Raw genomic sequence first — 17,525 nt, forward strand, 5'->3', positions numbered from 1 at the left:
AGGCGGCGCAACGCAGCAGCAGGTTTTTTGTTAGCTGCGCTTACTGGCGCGCCAGATTATCAGTAGCCGGTTTCTCTTTCAGTGCGTCGGCCACCCGCTTGCCCAGTTTCTGCGTGGGCAGTTCCACCCAGCGGTTGATGGCCAGCGCCAGAGTCCAGGTCATCACGGTGGCGGCGGCCACCAGCAGCCACCACGGCAGATTGTACATAGCCAGCACTTCCATCAGCACGTAGCCGGCATTGGAATGACACACATACCAGGCGTAACTGACGGCGGCGATACGCGCCAGCCAGCGGCTGCTCCACAAGGCAGGACGCAGCACGCCCAGCACGAACAGGCTGATCCCGATCAGGTAGCTGCCGTACAACTCCAGCGATGGCCAGTTGGTCACCCACACAAACATGGCCAGCAGGCCGACAAAATGCAGCACGGTTTCCAGCTTGCCTGCCTGGCCGGTGAGATAGAAATAACACCAGCAACCGGCAAACATCAGCGGGAAGTAGCACACCACCGAGGCCAGGAAATACTGATCATAAGCCCAGAAATGCGCCAACTGGCCATGCAAGCCTTGTGCGCTCGGGCCACGGCACAGCATGGCCACCAAGGGCAGCAGCAGCCAGATCGCCCATTTGATACGCCGTCCGGTCAGCGCAAAAGCCGTACCCAGCAAGGCGTAAAACCACAGTTCCACTTTCAGTGTCCACATCACCGGGTCGATATTGCGGCCGCCCAGCATGTCCTGAAAGGCAATGCTGACATGGCCGATGACATCGCGCCGGGTGATGTCGAAGTCGTTATCTGCCAGCCAGGCGGCAATCCACAGTGCCACGAGCGTCACCGCCAGCCCGGCCCAGTAGGTGGGATAAATACGGAATACCCGCGACACGGCAAAGCGCAGCCCGCCCATGCGGGTAAGCGATAGCGGAATCAACAGGCCGGAAATCAGCAGAAACAGCCCCACCCCGACCGCGCCCAGATTGAAGGGCAGCACAAAGGATGCCCCGGCATAGCCTTCCAGCGGGTCCATATTGAGGATGTCGCTGATGCGTTCGCGGTGCTGCCAGAAGGTCTGGGTGAAATGAAACAAGATCACACACAGGATGGCCACGCCACGCAGGCCATCGGCAAAATCAAAACGGATATGCTGCTTGCTGCTACTCATCCCGCACTCACCTGTCTTCCGGCGTCACATTACGCCGGTCATGAAGGTTAAAAGCGCTATTATCCTCGCCGTTAGTACAGGTTTGCACGGTTTTTTGTCTATCTTCTGCACACGCAAATGACTGCTGCAAATCAAACTGTGCCGGATTGGCGGTGAAGGGATCCGCCGGCGCGGCCTCGGCGCGCTCACCGCGGCGACGCAGGCGCTTGACCAGCATTTCCAGCAAGGTGAGCGGCAAACACAGCAGCACCAGCACGATCCAGCCAAAGACATGCCAGTGGGCCAGCAGCTTCAGCCATTCCGGCGCAGGCTGACCACCGCCGTGTTTATCCCAGAAGAACATGGCGCCACAAAACAGACCGAACCAGGCAGCCAGCAAATATTTCTGCAGTAGTGGCCATTGCCGCCAGCTGGCCAGTGCGTAAGCGCCCAGGTGCAATGCCAGCAGTGCCAGGGCCCACAGCGGGCCGGCATCCAGCAGCATGGCCAGCAGCACCATGCCGCAGAAAAACACGGCCACCCACAGAGCCAGCTTCAGGCCAAGACGCAGCAGTTTTCCCAGCAGGCGCAACACGGCATCAGCCCTTGCGCAGCACCGCTTGCAGGAAACGCTGTGCCAGCACGCGGTAGTCGTGATGGGCCAATACATACTGCCGCCCCGCCGCGCCCATGCGGCCACGCTCGTTTGGCGTCAACGCCACCATGCGGCGCACCGCAGCGGCAATGGCGGCCGGGTCTTCCGCGCCCACGCTGATCCCCGCCCCGGCCTCCTTGACCATGTCGTTGCCCGCCTCCACCGAGTGGATTACCGGCTTGCCGGCCATCAGGTAGTCGAACAGCTTGTTGGGATTGATACCGAAACGGTAGATGGGCAGCTTGCGCCAGCCGATGAACAGGCTGTCCATCTGCGCCAGGAAGGCCGGCACCGCCCGCTTGGGGATGCTGGGCAGGAACAGGACATTGGACAGACCCATCGCTGCAGCCTTTTCCACCAGCGCCACCTTGTCCGGGCCATCGCCCACCAGCACGAAGCTGACCGGCGTGTCCTGCAACTGGGCGGCGGCTTCCAGCAGGAAATCCAGCGCATTGGCCAGACCATGGCCGCCGGCATAGCCGATCAGGAAACGCCCGTCGGCCTTCAGTTGCGCCAGCACCGCCAGGTGTTCAATCGACAACTGGCTGTTTGCGCCCTGCCACTCCGCCACATCCACACCGTTAGGTACGACATGGTATTTCTCTGCCGCCATGCCATGCTCCATCATGTAGTCACGGGCACAGGGCAGCATGGAGATCACGGTATCGGCCTTGCGGTAGCCAAAGTCCTCGGCCCACTGCATCAGGCGGATGAAGGGGTGCTTCTTCGACATGCCACCCACTTCCACCGGTGTCAGCGGCCACAGGTCGTGCACCTCGTACACCAGCCGTGCCCCGGTCTTGCCGGCGATGAAGGCGGCGGGAATGGTGTCCAGCGGATAGGTGGAGGAGGCAATCACCACGTCCGGCTTCCATTCCTTCAGATAACGGCCGGACAGGCCCATCACCTTGCCCAGAAAGCTGAAGATATTGATCACCCGCTTCAGGCCATTGCCCGGATAGGCCGGGGTCTTGCACCAGGTGTAGCGGATGCCGTCGATGTCTTCGTCCTGATACTTGGCCGTCAACTTCGGATTGGTCTGGCGCAGGTGCGAGGTATCGGCCGCCAGCATATTGACTTCGTGGCCAGCCATGACCCATTCGCGCGCCAGATAATAGGGGCGGAATTCCATGCCGTGGCGCGGGCTGCCGGCATAGTGATTGATATAGAGAATACGCACGCTGCTGCTTTTCCGGAAAGGTTAGGGTCCGCCCTGTCAGAACAGGCCGGCGGCAATATTGATCATCATCGCCAGCACGGTGGTATTGAACAGGAAGGACAAAATGCAATGCACGGTGCCAATGCGGCGCATGGCCCGTGAGCTGAAACTGATGTCGGCCGTCTGACCGGAAGTACCAATCACGGCGGCAAAATAAAAGAAATCGCTGTAATTGGGTTCTTCGTCACCGGGAAACTCCAGCCCGGGCTTGCCGCTGCGAAACAGCGCCACATAGTACTGGTGGGCGTAATGCAGCGCGAACATGGTCTGGGTGAACAGCCAGCTGCTAAAGATGGTGAGCACCGACAGGCCGATATGCGCCACCCGGCTGCTGCCGTGCAGGTCTTTCGCCACCGACAGCTCGGCCACGATAGACAGCAGGCACACCACGGCGGCCAACACCACCAGTGCCAGAATCGCCATTTCGCCCTCATCCTGCCGTGCGGCGCGGTGGCGGATCTGTTCGGCATCGGCGCCATGCATCATCGACAGGGCCAGCAGCAGATACAGGCCGGCACCGGCATTCCAGCCCATCACATAGGCGGTGAGCGTGCGCATGGGCGTGAACATGGCCAAGGCCTGCGCCACGGCCAGCCCGAACAGGATGGCAAAGAACAGCCGTGGCCGGGTACGGATAAGGTGGGTCAGCCGCGCCAGTAGGCCGTGATGATGACGTTGCGGTTTGTCCATGCTTGCTGTCCTCAGGAAAGTTGCGCGTACAGGTCCACCAGCTTGCGGCCTTCCGCCGCCCAGCTGTACTTCTGCAGCACTGCCTGCTTGCCGGCTTCGCCCAGCGCACGCATGCGCTCTTCATCGGCCATCAGGCTGTTGATGGCGGCGGCAATGGCTTGCGGGTCTTGCGGGTCCACCAGCACGCCGCAGCCAGCGTCGTCGACGATTTCGCGCCATACCGGGAAGTCACTGGCAATCACCGGCATGCCGGCAGCCATGTATTCGAACAGCTTGATCGGTAGTGCATCCACGTAATTGGGGGTGGGGAACAGCGTCACCAGGCCGATCTTGCTTTGCGCCAGCACCTGGGCCACGCCCTTGCGGTCCAGCACGCCCAGATCATTCACTCTTGCCCAGCCCGGCTGCGCTTCCAACTGTGCGCGCAGGTCGGTTTCGCTCCAGATGCCAGCCAGATTCAAGCGGGTGGCGGTATCCGGCAGCGCAGCGACGATGGGCTCGATACCGCGGATGCGGCTGATGCCGCCGATATAGCACACTTCGTTCTTGCGGCTGTCCCACGGCGTATCGCGTACCAGCTCTTCCAGAATGGGGAAGTTGCACACATCCAGCACCCGCCCGCCCAGTTTGGCAAAACGCTTGCGGATATGCGGGGTGGAGGTCACCACCGCGTCAAAGCGCTTGGCGGCCCAGTCTTCCACCGTTTCAAAGCTGCCGGACACCAGCGGGCGGATGGCTCCGGGAATCCAGTGCTTGGCCAGAATCTGCCGTGGCATGTCTTCGTGCACGTCGTAAATCACCTTGATGCCGGCCTGCTTCAGGCGCAGCGCGGCGGGAATCAGCTCCGGGTCGTGAAAATGCACGATGTCCGGGCGCAGCGCCAGTGCCGCCTGATATACCCGGCTGGTGGTGCCGGTCATGCGGGCAAAGCGGCCGCCGGTTTTGGGGCCGACATCATGAAAGCGCACGCCATTGCGGATTTCTTCGCCCAGGCCATCGGCCACGATCAGGCTCACCTCGTGACCGGCAGCGGCCAGCGTGGCGCATTCCTTGACGAAAATGCGGATGTCGTGACGGGGATGGGCAGAAGTGAGATGGGCTACTTTCATACGGCAGAATCCTTGTGTGCCGGGCCGGACAACAGGCTGGCATAGAGATCGGCAAAGTGTTGCATATTGGTTTGGTGCAGCGCCTTTTGCGCCACCAGCTGGCGGTTGAGCTGCACCGCTTGTTGCAGCCGGGCATTGTCTGCCGCCCAGTCCATGCCGGACAGCAGGCTGTCGCTCAAGCGGGCAATATCCTCGGCAATCAGGCCGTTGAGGCCGTCGATCACCCATTCGCCATTGGCGGGCAGATTGGACAGCACCGGCAGGCAGCCATGGCCCATGGCTTCCAGCAGGCTGATGCTGGTGGCGTCCGAACGCGGCACGCTGACAAACAGACGCGATTCCTGGTATAGCGCGCCCAATACGGCAGACGAGACAAAGCCGGTGAATTCCACCCTTTGCAGTTGCAGGCTGGCGGCCAGCGCCTTCAGGCTGTCGGTGGACTCGCCACTGGCGGCCACGGTAAGGCTCCAGTCCGGGTAACGGCCACTGGCTTCCACCTGCTGCCAGGCATGTAGGATGGCGTCGATGCGGTACAGCGGCTTGTGCAGGCGGCAGGACAGCACCTTGTTGGCCTTGGCCGCGATATCGGGATTCGGCGGCAAGGCATCCATGCCGAAATTCAGTACGTCGATCCGGCAGTCTTCACCGGCCAGCTGGCGGATTTTCGCCGCCATATACAGCGAGTCCGAGGTAATGGCGGTAGCCGCGCGCAGATTGCCCTGCACCATGCGCCGCATCAGGCCATTACTGTCCGGCAGCAGCAGCACGTCCGAGCCCCAGGCGGTCAGCACCATGGGCACGCGGCTGCCGGCTAGTGCGCGGCGCGCATGCCAGGCCACGCTATTGGCCTGATGCACATGCACCAGGTCCGGCTGGATCTGGCTCATCCAGCGGCGCAATGTGCCAGCGCTGCCCAGTGCCTTCAGGCCGAAGTCCAGCCGCAGCTCGCCCTTGAGATTGGCCGGGCGCTTGTCCGCGGGCACTTCACCATTGCAGGCCAGCCAGATTTCTTCCACATGCGGGGCAATGCCGGCCAGATAGCGCCAGGTGTGCACCGAGGCCGAGCCGATCAGCAGCAGCTTCATTGAATGTTTTCTTTCTCGATGGCGCGCAGTTCCGCCAGCAGCCGGTCCAGCTTGTGCGCCAGCGCGGCGTTGTCGGCTACGGCGATATTCATCGGCAGGTTCAGCACGGTGGCGGCCAGCCGCTCGCCCTGTGGCGCACTACCGGCCACATAGCCATGGCGGAAGGAACCGGCCGGGTGAATCACATCATCAAACCACACACCGATATTCAGCCCGCTGGCCTGACTCAAGCGCCGCGCCAGCGCGGCCTTGTTCGCTACCGGACGGGACAAGGCAAACGGGTAGCGCACCCAGTGACACGCAGCAGCGGCAGGCACTGCCCATTGGCTGATGCTTGGCAGTTGTGCCAAGGCCTGTTGGTAACGCTGCGCCAGCGCCTGCTTGTGTGCCAGCGTGGCCGGCAGATGGGCCAATTGGCGGCGCACCAGCACGCTGGACAGCAAGGGCATGGCGCGCACCGGATGCGGCATGCCTTGGGTCACTTCGGCATCGGCCGAGCGATAAATCAGCCCCAGGCGGCGGTTGATGGCCATGGTGATGCGGCCCAGCAGTGGCCAGCGCGCACTCAGCAAATGGGCTTTGAGCGTGGCCAGTAAGCGCCATTCATCCGCGCAGGACAGCTCCGGCCAGTCTTGCTGCGGTGCGGCCATGCCGGGCGGGAAAATCGCCAGGCCACCGATGCCACCGCTCAGGTTCTTGGAATATTCAAAGCTGAAGAAAGCACCATCGTGATAGCTGCCCAGCCATTGGCCATCCAGCTGGCTGGCAAAGCCGTGGGCGGCATCGTCGATAAACTTTACTTGCGGATGGGCGGCGCGCAGCGCCTGCGGCACCCGGCAGGGCAGGCCGTAATTGTGCGGCACAATGACGGCGCGGGTGGCCGGGCTGATAGCAGCGCCCAGCACGTCCCAGTCAAAATTCAAGGTATCCGCCGACACATCGACAAAGCGCAGCGTGGCCGACAACGCCGGAATCTGGTTGGGCACTACCACGCAGGTATAGGCCGGGACCAGCACCTCATCCCCGGCACCGATGCCGTGTTGCTGCAGCAATACGCGCAGCGCAGCGCGGCCGGTGTCGTACAGGCCGATGCGCGCCTCATCCACGCCAAAGCAGCTTGCCAGCTCGCGCCGCAAGGCGGCACGCTGGAATCTGCGACCGCGCAGCATGCCGGGCAAGGCCGACAGGTAATCGCACAGGGTCAGTGAATTAGCCGTGAGCATGCTCTTGCTCCAGTTGGCGACACAGCCGGAATACCCAGACCATGTAGATGATGTAATAGACGGACACCGTCACCGACAGCAGGCGGAATACCTGATGGGCATTCTCCCCTGCCCAGTACACCACGCCCAGCGAGCCCAGGTTCACCACCACGCCTAGCAGGGCAAACAGCAGCGACTGACGCTGACGCGACAGCACCATCGGCACCATGAAACAGGGCGCCGCCAGGAACATGCAAAAGAAGGACGGTGTCAGCGTGGCGGCAATCTGGCCGGCATCACGCCATTGCTCACCAAAGGCAAAGGCAAACAGCGGCCCGCCCCAGGCCATGATGATGAGGAAGGGCACAATCGCCAGCGCCGATAGCACCAGCAGCGCCTTTTTCAGCAGGGGACGCAGACTCTGCCCCTTGGCATGGGCTTCGGCCAGATCGCGGTACAGCACTTGCGACACGGCTTGTCCCAGCAAGGCGGCGGGCAGCTTCAGCACCCGCACCACCAGGCCGTAATGGCCCATCAGCTCGGCGGTGGCCAATATGCCCAGCAACTGCACCATCAGCGAATCCTGCAGCGCCACCACAAAGGCATGCGGGGTGTTGACCAGCGGAAACTCGCGATAGCGACGCAGGATGCGGCCCATGCCGCCACTACGGGCGGTACGCAGCCACTGCGGCAGCGCACGCCAGTCCTGCCGCGCCTGCACCAGCCAGGAGGCGGTCTGGCCAGCGATCTGCGCCAGCAACAGACCGAGCGCGCCCAGCTTGCCAAAGCCTGCCGCCAGTTGCACCGTCACCATGGCGGCCGACTGCCCCATACGGCCCTGGGCATTGGCGCTGTAGCGGCGCTGGCGGTTATTCCAGTTGGTCCAGATCTGGTTATTGGCGGCCACCCAGATGCCCAGCGGCAGCAGCGGCAGCCACGGTGCCATGGCCGGGGCATGCAGCTGGGCGGCAATCCACGGCCCGGCCAGCAGCAGCGGCACGCTCAGCCCTGCCAGCAACAGGGTATTGAACAGTAGCGCCAATACCATCAGCCGCATGGCGTCGCTGTCTTCTTCCGGCAGCACCACCGCCATGTCGTAACGCCAGGTGGCAATCACCACCAGATTGGACAGCCAGGCGACAAACTGCGTCAGCACGCCAAAATCTGCCGGGCTGTACAGCCGGGTCAGCAAGGGGGTAAACAGCACCGGCAGGAACTGCGCCACGGCAGCCCCGCCCGCCAGGGTGGCGACATTGCGGGCAAAGCCGCCCTGCCCCAGCCTGGCCTTGAGTTTGGCCAGCACGCTCAGCCCAGTGCCTTTTTCACCGCAGCGACAATGGCATCCTGGGTGGCGTCATCCAGGAAGGGGTGCATCGGCAGGCTCATCACGCGCTTGCCGGCGGCCTCGGCCAGCGGGAAGCTGCCTTCGCCCTGGCCCAGATGGGCAAAGGCCGGTTGCAGGTGCAGCGGAATCGGGTAATGCACGGCGGTGGGCACGCCCAGTTCTTGCAGGGCTTTTTGCACGGCTTCGCGATTGTCCACCTCGATGGTGTACTGGGCGTAAACGTGGGTATTGCCCGCGCCAATCACCGGCACACGCGCCACGTCCTGCAGCTGCGCGCTGTAGCGGGCACCAATGCGCTCGCGGGCGGCCACTTCGTCGGCAAAGCTCGGCAGCTTGGCCAGCAGCACCGCGGCCTGGATGGTATCCAGCCGGCCATTGAGGCCGATCACCGGGTGGTGATAGCGACGGTCCTGGCCGTGAATGCGGATTTCACGCATTTTCTTCGCCAGTTCGTCGTCATTGGTAAAGCAGGCCCCGCCGTCGCCATAGCAGCCCAGAGGCTTGCTGGGAAAGAAGCTGGTGCAGCCGATGGTGGACAGATTGCCGGATTTCTTGCCGTGCTGGCTGGCACCAAAGCTTTGTGCGCCGTCTTCGATCACCGCAATGCCGTGCTTCTCGGCAATGGCGTTGATGGCGCTGAAGTCCGCGCACTGGCCGTACAGGCTGACCGGCATGATGGCGCGGGTACGCGGGGTGATGGCGGCTTCCAGCAGCGCCGGGTCCAGGTTGTAGCTGATGGGGTCGATGTCGACAAACACCGGGGTGGCGCCCAGCAGGGCAATCATTTCGCCGGTGGCAATAAAGGTAAACGGGGTGGTGATGACTTCGTCGCCACGGCCCACGCCCAGCGCCATCAGCGCAATCAGCAGCGCCTTGGTGCCATCGCACACGCCGATGGCGTGCTTGACGCCGGTGTAGGCGGCCAGTTGCTGCTCCACCTCTTTGACTTCCGGCCCCATGATGTACTGGCCGTGATCCAGCACCGCGTGGATGCGGGCGTCGATGTCGGCTTTCAGATGCTGGTACTGCGCTTTGAGGTCGATGAACTGGATGCTCATGGCTCGATTCCTTGCTGGGGCCGGGCTGCCGTGCGGGCAGCCGTCAGGATTGTAAAATTTCGGGTAAGGCGGGCTGCGCCAGCTCAGGCCGGTGTGCAGTGATTGCCACCGATCTGGTAAAAGCTGTCGCAGGCCGGGCAGGCATAGGTGCCGATATCATTGGGCAGGCGCTCGCCGCAGGCACACATCCAGCCGATGCGCTTGGCCGGCGTACCCACCATCAACGCATAGGCCGGCACATCACGGGTGACCACGGCACCGGCGCCGATAAAGGCATACTCGCCCACATGGTGGCCACAGACGATGGTGGCATTGGCGCCGATGGAGGCACCACGCTTCACCACGGTACGGCGGTATTCATCCTTGCGGCTGACATGGCTGCGCGGATTGTTGACATTGGTGAACACCATGGACGGGCCGCAGAACACGTCGTCTTCCAGCGTCACCGCATCGTAGATGGAGACGTTGTTCTGGATCTTGACGTTGTTGCCGATCTCGACGTCATTGCCGACAAACACGTTCTGCCCGAATGAGCAACGCTCGCCGATGCTGGCACCGCTGCAGATATGCACCCAGTGCCAGATGCGGGTGCCGGCGCCGATGCGCGCGCCATCATCAACGATGGCAGTGGGGTGTACGGTGTATTGGGTCATGTCCGGGCCTCGCGCTCAGATTCAGAAAAACAGGAAAAAACCGTCGGCAAAATACACCAGGCCCAGCAGCCCCACCGGCAGTGCCGCCAGCCAGATCAGCTTGCGCTTGAACAGCCCGGCGATGGAAGAAATCAGGATGGCCACCTGCAGGAAGATCACCGCCACGCCAAAGGGCTTGCCCTGGCGCTGGGCCGCGTCGCGTTCGGCTTCCAGTCGGCGCGCCTCCTTTTCGATGTCCTTGCGCTCGGTAGCGTAACGCGCAGCCTTGTCACCCACTTTCTTCAACTGGGCCTGATAGTGCTCGCGCTGGGCCGGGCTGGCGGAAGCCGGCAGGCTGTCCAGCTCGAACTGCAAGCGTTCGCGCTCGATATCGTACAGATTGCCCTTGATACCCTTGGCCTGATAGTAGGCCCACTGGTCCGAGGCCTGGGCCTGGGCGATGACGCTGCGGGTGGAAAAACCGCCGCCCTTGAAGGTGGACAGCGTGGCGCACACGGCCAGGATGACGGTGGTGAGCGCCAAATAATTCAGCCAGGGATCTTTCTTTTCTTCAGCCATGAGTGTGTTTCAGTATTGCGAGTTGCCAAGCGGTATGACAGACCGGCCCGCATGTGACGGGCCGGGATGAGGCTCAATAATCCAGCGGCAGGCTGACACGACGGCCATCGCGTGCCGACAGATACATGGCGATCAGCAGTTCCAGCGACTTCAGCCCTTCGCGGCCGTCGGTTTCCGGTTCGGCCTTGCCCTGCATGACGTTGATCACGTTGTCGTAGTACAGCGGGTGACCAAAGCCGTAAACGCTGGTGGTGGCGTAGCTGGCGTTCTTGATTTCATCGTCCATGGCGTGCGGCTCGGAGAATTCCCAGTGCTGGATTTCATTCACCGCCACCCCACCCACCCGTACCGAACCCTTTTCACCCAGGATGGTGATGGAACCTTCCAGGTTTTTCGGATAAGTCAGCATGGTCACGTTCATGCTGCCCAGCGCGCCGGAGCGCCATTTCACGCTGACGGTGCCGGTGTCTTCCACCTCGATATTGCGTGCCAGCGTGGCGGTGTAGGCCTGCACGCTTTCCACCGGGCCGATCAGCCAGTCCAGCAGGTCGACATAGTGGCTGGCCTGGTTCATGAAGGCACCGCCGTCGAATTCCCAGGTACCACGCCAGCCGCCCTGGTCGTAATAGCTTTGCGGACGGGTCCAGAACACATTGACGTTCACCATGTAAATGCGGCCGAAACGCTTTTCCTGCATGGCGCGCTTGAGCAGTTGCAGGGTGTCGTTACGACGGTTCTGCTTCACCACGAACATGCGCTTGCCGGCCTTGTCGGCGGCTTTCACCATGGCCAGGCCATCTTCCCAGCGGGTGGCCATCGGCTTTTCCGTCATCACGTGGAAACCCGCTTCCGAGCATTCGATGCTCTGTGCCGGATGCAGGCCGGAGGGGGTGGTCAGCACGATGATGTCGGCATTGGTAGCGGCCAGCATGTCGCTGAGATTGCTGTGGCCACGGGCGCCGGTGCGTTCTACGGCAGCTTGCAGCGCGGCCGGATCTACGTCGCAGACATCGACCAGCTCGGCGCGGTCTTCATGTTTTTCCAGCGAGCCGAAATGGTTGTTGGCAATGCGGCCACAGCCGACCAGCGCGAAGCGGATCTTGCGGTCGGTAATCGGGGCGTGGTGTACGGTTTTCATGGTGGGTTCCGTTCTGTGCTTAAACGGCAAAAGGCGACCGTGGGGTCGCCTGCTTGCGTCATGCCGACAAGATCAAGCCTTGACGATGTGGTCGGCGGGTTCCAGATACTTGCCACGGCTATCGACGATCAGCTGGGCATGCTCCTTCAGCGCGGCGTAGTCGAACTTGTCGTGGTCGGTGGCCAGCAGCACGCAATCGTAGCTGGCGATGGTGGCCGCATCCAGCGTTACGCTGGACAGCTCGAAGTGGTGTTCGCGCATCTTGGGGAATACCGGCACGTGCGGGTCGCTGTAGGAGACTTCCGCGCCCAGATCGCGCAGTTTTTCCATCAGGAATACCGACGGGCTTTCGCGCATGTCGTCCACGTTCTTCTTGTAGGCAATGCCCAGCACCAGCACGCGGCTGCCATTGATGGCTTTCTTGCGGGTGTTCAGCGCAGCGGCCACCTTGGCCACTACCCAGTCAGGCATATTGCTGTTCACTTCGCCGGCCAGCTCGATGAAGCGGGTATTCACCCCGTATTCACGCGCTTTCCAGGTGAGGTAGAACGGGTCGATCGGGATGCAGTGGCCACCCAGGCCCGGGCCCGGATAGTAGGGCACGAAGCCGAAGGGCTTGGTGGCGGCAGCGCGGATCACTTCGTGAATGTCGATGCCCATCTTGTCGGCGACGATCTTCATTTCGTTGACCAGACCGATGTTCACCGCACGGTGGATGTTTTCCAGCAGCTTGGTCATTTCCGCAGCGCGGGTGGAAGATACCGGCACTACCTTGTCGATCACCGCGCTGTACAGCGCCACGCCGATTTCCTGGCAGGCCGGGCTATAGCCGCCGCAGACCTTGGGAATGGTGCGGGTGGTGAAGTTGGGGTTGCCCGGATCTTCACGCTCCGGCGAGAACACCAGGAAAGCATTCTCGCCCACCTTGAAGCCACGGGACTGCATGCGCGGCAGCAGTTCTTCGTCGGTAGTGCCCGGGTAGGTGGTGGATTCCAGCGATACCAGATGGCCTTCGCGCAGATAGGGCACCAGGCTGTCCATGGTATCCAGCACGAAGCTCAGATCCGGCTCGCGGTATTTGTTCAGCGGGGTGGGCACGCACAGGATGAGGGTGTCGGCTTCCGGCGCGCGGGAGAAATCGGTGGTGGCTTCAAAGCCGCGCTCCAGCGCGGTAGCGATGCTGTCGGCGCTGATATGCTCGATATAGCTCTTGCCGGCAGTCAGGGCATCAACCTTGCTCTGGTCGATGTCAAAGCCCAGTACCTTGTAGCCCACTTCGGCAAAACGCAGCATCAGCGGCAGGCCGACATAGCCCAGACCCACGATGCCGATGACGGCGGATTTGTCCGCGATACGGTTAAGCAGTTGCTGCTTGATCACAATGATAGTCCCAACAAAGTAAAAACCTGCCATGGCCGCCCACGGCGACCATGCACTGAATTCGGTAAAGTCCGGCAGTGTAGCGAAGCTTGCCGCCAGGCTTGTTGATCTGGCGCATCACCCTGCCCTGACACTGGCGCGGCACATTATACGCCTGCTTGTCACGCCGCTGGGGTTACCAAACGTGACAAATCGCCCGACTACGCACCGGGCAGCACACTCAGATCAGCAGATGCCCGGCCGTGCTCTGGTTGGTCTGTTTCAGCCGCTGGACAAAATCGCCAAACTCCAGCCCGAAGCGGCATTCCATGCGGTCGGCCCGCTCCTTGAGCGCTTCCCACTGGGTCAGCGTGGGGCTCTGGCGGAAAGCCATCACCGCCACATTGCCATGGCTGGCCGAAGGCAGTTCCAGCACGCGGCCTTCGAATACCTTGAGCAGACGCTCGACAAAGCTGTGATAGCGCTTGTCGCCGCTCCACCAGTTGGTGACGAACACCCCATGCGGGCTGAGCGCACGCTTGCAGTCTTCGAAGAAGTCTTCGGTGGTGAGTTCGTCCACGATCTGCAAACCATCAAAACCATCCACCAGGATGGCATCGGTGGAGCCTCGGAAAATCTTCACGTAATCCGCGCCGTCGGCCTCGATGATTTCAAAGAAATCACCTTCTTCCGGCAGCTTGAAAAAGGCGCGCGCCACGGCAATGACTTGCGGATTGATATCCACCGCCACGCTGACGGCGTCCGGCAGGTATTCGTCGATGAAGCGGGCGAAGGAACCGCCACCCAGGCCAATCTGCAAGATATGGCGCGGGTCGTCGTTCCATAGCAGGAAGGCCATCATGGCGCGGCTGTAGGACAGCACCAGCTCGGCCGGCTCGTCCATGTCCATCGAACTCTGGATGGTTTCCGAGCCCAGATGCAAGGACCGGATATTGCCGGCTTCGGAGATTTCCACTTCCGGCATGTCCTCTACCGCTGCACGCACGCGGCGGCGGAAAGGATGCAAGGCTCTACGCGCCACAAGCGCTCCCCTCGCCCGGCTTGCGGGAATCCAGGATGCTGATGGTGCGCCGTGCAGGCGTCTGCGCTGCGTCTTCACCATCTTCAAGCGGCAGGGGCGGATCGCGGAATTCTTCCTTGTCGAAGGCGGTGTCGCCGTTCTCGAAGGGGCTGTCACCGGTTTGCAGGCCGACAAAGTCGAACAGCCCGGTATCGCACAAATGCGAGGGCACCACGTTTTGCAGTGCACGGAACATGCTTTCCACCCGGCCGGGGAAGCGCTTGTCCCAGTCGTTGACCATTTCCTTGACTACCTGGCGCTGCAGATTGGGCTGCGAGCCACACAGATTGCACGGAATGATGGGAAAGCCGCGCAGGTCGGCGTAGCGGATGATGTCTTTTTCGCGGCAATAGGCCAGCGGGCGGATCACCATGTGCTTGCCATCGTCCGACACCAGCTTGGGCGGCATGGACTTGAGCTTGCCACCGTAGAACATATTGAGGAACAGCGTGTGCAGGATGTCGTCGCGGTGGTGGCCCAGCGCAATCTTGGTGGCACCCAGCTCGTCGGCCACCCGGTACAGAATGCCACGGCGCAGGCGCGAACACAGGCTGCAGGTGGTCTTGCCTTCCGGCACCAGCTTTTTGACGATGGAGTAGGTGTCTTCCTCGATGATGCGGTATTCCACACCGATGGACGCCAGATAGCCGGGCAGCACATCTTCCGGGAAGCCGGGTTGTTTCTGGTCCAGGTTCACCGCCACGATGGAGAAATCAATGGGAGCGGATTTTTGCAGACCCAGCAGGATGTCCAGCATGGTATAGCTGTCCTTGCCGCCGGACAGACACACCATGATCCGGTCGCCCTGCTCGATCATGTTGAAATCATTGATGGCATCACCCACATGGTGACGCAGGCGCTTGGCCAGTTTGTTGCCCTCGAACACGGCCTTTTTGGCCTTGTCATCGAGTACGGCGTTCTGTTCGGACATGGGGTACGGCTAAGAAATTGAAAAACAGGCGATTTTACTGTTTTTCCCCGCCAAAATCCACGCTCTTTCCCGGCATGGCCTGCCGCTGTGGCGGCCAGACCTACAGCACGATGCTGCGCCCGCCGTCCACCGCCAGGATCTGGCCGGTGACATAGCTGGCATCCAGCAGCAGGAAAGCCACGGCGCGGGCGATGTCATCCGGCTGGCCGGTGCGTTGCAGCGGAATGGTGGCTTCGATGGCCGCGCGCTCGGCGGCATCAAACGAGGCATCATCCTCCGGCCACAGATTCACCCCCGGTGCCACGCCGTTCACCCGCACATCCGGCGCCAGCTCCAGCGCCAGACTGCGGATCAGCTGGGCATGGCCGGCCTTGGCCAGGTTGTACACCACGTGGCGCTTCATCGGCCGCTCTACATGAATATCGGAAATGCCGACAATGGCCCCGCCACTGCGCCGCAATGCGGGCGCCAGCGCCTGGCTGAGGAATAGCGGCGCCTTGAGATTGCTGCCCATCAGGTCGTGCCAGGCCAGCTCATCGATCTCACCCAGCTCGGTGGGGAAAAAGCTGGAGGCATTGTTGACCAGCCCATCCAGCCGGCCAAACGCCGCCAGCGCCTGCGCTGCCAGCTGCTGCAAGCCCTGCGTATCCAGCAGATCAGCCTGCACCAGCCGCACCGAACCCGGTCGCTGGCCATTGAGCTCGGCCGCCAGCACCTCGGCCTCACCGCGCGAGCCGCGATAATGCAGCACCAGCCGCACACCACGCGCATGCAACAGGCGGGCAATGCCCGCCCCCACCCGGCGCGCCGCACCGGTAATCAACACCACGCGCTGTTCGACCACCTGCCCGGCTGTTTCTTGCTGTAGCGCCATCTGCTGTTCATCTCCGAATGGTTGCCCACTGCCGGCGACCCGCGCCGGCCAGCGGTAGACGGCGATAAAATGTGCGAGGCCTCTTCTCCCGCGCCCTGCTTTCGCCCACAATCGCCGCACATTGTAGCAGGATGCACGTCATGACCACCTTACCCGCCCCCAGCGCAGATGCGCTGGCCACCAGCCAGGCGCTGTGCGCCCTTATCCGTCAGGCCATCAGCGACGCCGGCGGCTGGATTCCCTTTTCCCGCTATATGGAGCTGGCGCTGTACGCGCCGGGCCTGGGCTATTACTCGGCCGGCAGCCACAAGCTGGGCAGCGCCGGCGACTTTACCACCGCACCGGAAATGTCGGCGTTTTTCGGCCGTACCCTGGCCAGGCAGATTGCCGAACTGCTGCCGCAAACCGGCGGCAAGCTGTATGAATTCGGTGCCGGCACCGGCAAGCTGGCCATCGACATCCTCAGCGAACTGGAAGCACTGGGCTGCCTGCCGGAACAGTACATCATCATCGACCTGTCTGCTGATCTGATCGAGCGCCAGCAAACGGCCATCCGCGCCGCCCTGCCCCATCTGGCCGACCGCCTGCAATGGCTGAGCGTGCTGCCGGCCGAACTGGACGGCGTGGTAATCGGCAATGAAGTGCTGGATGCCATGCCTTGCGAGCTGCTGCACTGGACACCAGAGCCCCGGCAACGCGGGGTGGCACTGGATGGCGAGCAGTTCATCTGGCAAGACCGCCCCATCCAGGACCCGGCCCTGCAACAGCAGGCCGCTGCGCTGAATATCCGGCAAGAGGGCTATATCAGCGAGCTGAGCCTGAGCAACACAGCCTTTATCCACACCCTGGCGCGCCATCTGGTGCGCGGGGCCATCCTGCTGGTGGATTACGGCTATCCGGCGAGCGAGTTCTACCATCCGCAGCGTCATATGGGCACGCTGATTGGCCATTACCGCCACCACACCGTGGATGACCCCTTCTTCCTGCCCGGCCTGATGGACCTCACCTGCCACGTGGATTTCACCGCCATTGCCCAGTCCGGCATCGATGCCGGGCTGGACCTGATCGGCTACACCACCCAGGCACAATTCCTGATCAACGCCGGCATCACCCAGCTACTGGGTGAACTGGATGCCGACGACAGCACCAGCTATCTGCCGGTGGTGGCCATGGTGCAAAAACTGCTGTCGATGCAGGAGATGGGCGAGCTGTTCAAGGTGATCGGCTTTGGCCGTGGCGTCAGCATCGACTGGCAGGGATTTACCCAGGGCGACCGCTGCCACACCTTGTAAGGCGACAAGCCCGCCCTAGGCCCCACGCATTTTTGGTTGACAGCCGAAAAAACGCTGCGTATAGTTCGCGTCTCGGTGCAAGCGCATCGAGAAACGTGGCGAATTAGCTCAGTCGGTTAGAGCGACGGAATCATA

Annotated in this window: 17 protein-coding genes; 1 reads left to right on the plus strand and 16 read right to left on the minus strand. The window is 62.2% G+C overall.

What is annotated here, in order from left to right:
* Positions 1-40: 40 nt before the first annotated feature.
* The 16 genes from EAY64_RS16185 to EAY64_RS16260 form a co-directional block, all read right to left on the minus strand.
* Positions 41-1,162, minus strand: coding sequence for an acyltransferase family protein (locus EAY64_RS16185; protein ID WP_103525776.1), 1,122 nt, complete (start codon positions 1,160-1,162; stop codon positions 41-43).
* A gap of 7 nt (positions 1,163-1,169) precedes the next feature.
* A complete protein-coding gene (locus EAY64_RS16190) occupies positions 1,170-1,736 on the minus strand; it encodes a hypothetical protein (RefSeq protein ID WP_147456238.1) in 567 nt (188 codons plus the stop codon).
* Between the two features lie 4 nt (positions 1,737-1,740).
* Positions 1,741-2,976 (minus strand): glycosyltransferase family 4 protein, encoded by a 1,236-nt coding sequence (locus EAY64_RS16195; RefSeq protein WP_103525778.1) that lies wholly within the window; start codon positions 2,974-2,976, stop codon positions 1,741-1,743.
* Positions 2,977-3,012: 36 nt separating this feature from the next.
* The gene (locus EAY64_RS16200) at positions 3,013-3,705 is read right to left on the minus strand and encodes a DUF1345 domain-containing protein (RefSeq protein WP_103525779.1); all 693 of its coding nucleotides are present in this window, start codon (positions 3,703-3,705) and stop codon (positions 3,013-3,015) included.
* 11 nt (positions 3,706-3,716) lie between these two features.
* Positions 3,717-4,814 (minus strand): glycosyltransferase family 4 protein, encoded by a 1,098-nt coding sequence (locus EAY64_RS16205; protein WP_103525780.1) that lies wholly within the window; start codon positions 4,812-4,814, stop codon positions 3,717-3,719.
* Positions 4,811-5,899 (minus strand): glycosyltransferase family 4 protein, encoded by a 1,089-nt coding sequence (locus EAY64_RS16210; protein WP_103525781.1) that lies wholly within the window; start codon positions 5,897-5,899, stop codon positions 4,811-4,813. Before EAY64_RS16210 ends, EAY64_RS16205 begins: the two co-directional genes overlap by 4 nt.
* The gene (locus EAY64_RS16215) at positions 5,896-7,122 is read right to left on the minus strand and encodes a DegT/DnrJ/EryC1/StrS family aminotransferase (protein WP_103525782.1); all 1,227 of its coding nucleotides are present in this window, start codon (positions 7,120-7,122) and stop codon (positions 5,896-5,898) included. The genes EAY64_RS16210 and EAY64_RS16215 overlap by 4 nt, the downstream gene beginning before the upstream one ends.
* Positions 7,109-8,404, minus strand: coding sequence for a lipopolysaccharide biosynthesis protein (locus EAY64_RS16220; protein ID WP_199734471.1), 1,296 nt, complete (start codon positions 8,402-8,404; stop codon positions 7,109-7,111). The genes EAY64_RS16215 and EAY64_RS16220 overlap by 14 nt, the downstream gene beginning before the upstream one ends.
* Before the next feature lie 2 nt (positions 8,405-8,406).
* On the minus strand, positions 8,407-9,504 hold the full coding sequence (locus EAY64_RS16225; RefSeq protein ID WP_103525783.1) for a DegT/DnrJ/EryC1/StrS family aminotransferase: 1,098 nt from the start codon (positions 9,502-9,504) through the stop codon (positions 8,407-8,409).
* Positions 9,505-9,587: 83 nt separating this feature from the next.
* Entirely contained in the window at positions 9,588-10,157 is a 570-nt protein-coding gene (locus tag EAY64_RS16230) for an acyltransferase (protein WP_103525784.1), read from the minus strand.
* 21 nt (positions 10,158-10,178) lie between these two features.
* Entirely contained in the window at positions 10,179-10,715 is a 537-nt protein-coding gene (locus EAY64_RS16235; RefSeq protein WP_103525785.1) for a DUF4337 domain-containing protein, read from the minus strand.
* Positions 10,716-10,788: 73 nt separating this feature from the next.
* Positions 10,789-11,853 carry a Gfo/Idh/MocA family protein gene (locus EAY64_RS16240; protein ID WP_103525786.1) on the minus strand — a complete coding sequence of 355 codons (1,065 nt, stop codon included), beginning with the start codon at positions 11,851-11,853 and terminating at the stop codon, positions 10,789-10,791.
* Between the two features lie 72 nt (positions 11,854-11,925).
* Positions 11,926-13,230, minus strand: coding sequence for a nucleotide sugar dehydrogenase (locus EAY64_RS16245; protein WP_103525792.1), 1,305 nt, complete (start codon positions 13,228-13,230; stop codon positions 11,926-11,928).
* A gap of 223 nt (positions 13,231-13,453) precedes the next feature.
* Positions 13,454-14,254, minus strand: a complete 801-nt coding sequence (locus EAY64_RS16250; RefSeq protein ID WP_103525787.1) for a polyamine aminopropyltransferase — start codon at positions 14,252-14,254, stop codon at positions 13,454-13,456.
* Complete coding sequence (gene ttcA, locus EAY64_RS16255) at positions 14,244-15,224, minus strand: tRNA 2-thiocytidine(32) synthetase TtcA (RefSeq protein WP_103525788.1); 981 nt, start codon at positions 15,222-15,224, stop codon at positions 14,244-14,246. Before ttcA ends, EAY64_RS16250 begins: the two co-directional genes overlap by 11 nt.
* Positions 15,225-15,324: 100 nt before the next feature.
* Positions 15,325-16,098, minus strand: coding sequence for a pteridine reductase (locus EAY64_RS16260; RefSeq protein ID WP_103525789.1), 774 nt, complete (start codon positions 16,096-16,098; stop codon positions 15,325-15,327).
* Positions 16,099-16,238: 140 nt separating this feature from the next.
* Here EAY64_RS16260 and EAY64_RS16265 point away from each other — a divergent pair, with 140 nt between their 5' ends.
* On the plus strand, positions 16,239-17,390 hold the full coding sequence (locus tag EAY64_RS16265) for a class I SAM-dependent methyltransferase (protein WP_103525790.1): 1,152 nt from the start codon (positions 16,239-16,241) through the stop codon (positions 17,388-17,390).
* The last annotated feature ends 135 nt before the right edge of the window (positions 17,391-17,525 follow it).

The sequence above is a fragment of the Aquitalea palustris genome, assembly GCF_003693445.1.
GTDB lineage: Bacteria > Pseudomonadota > Gammaproteobacteria > Burkholderiales > Chromobacteriaceae > Aquitalea > Aquitalea palustris.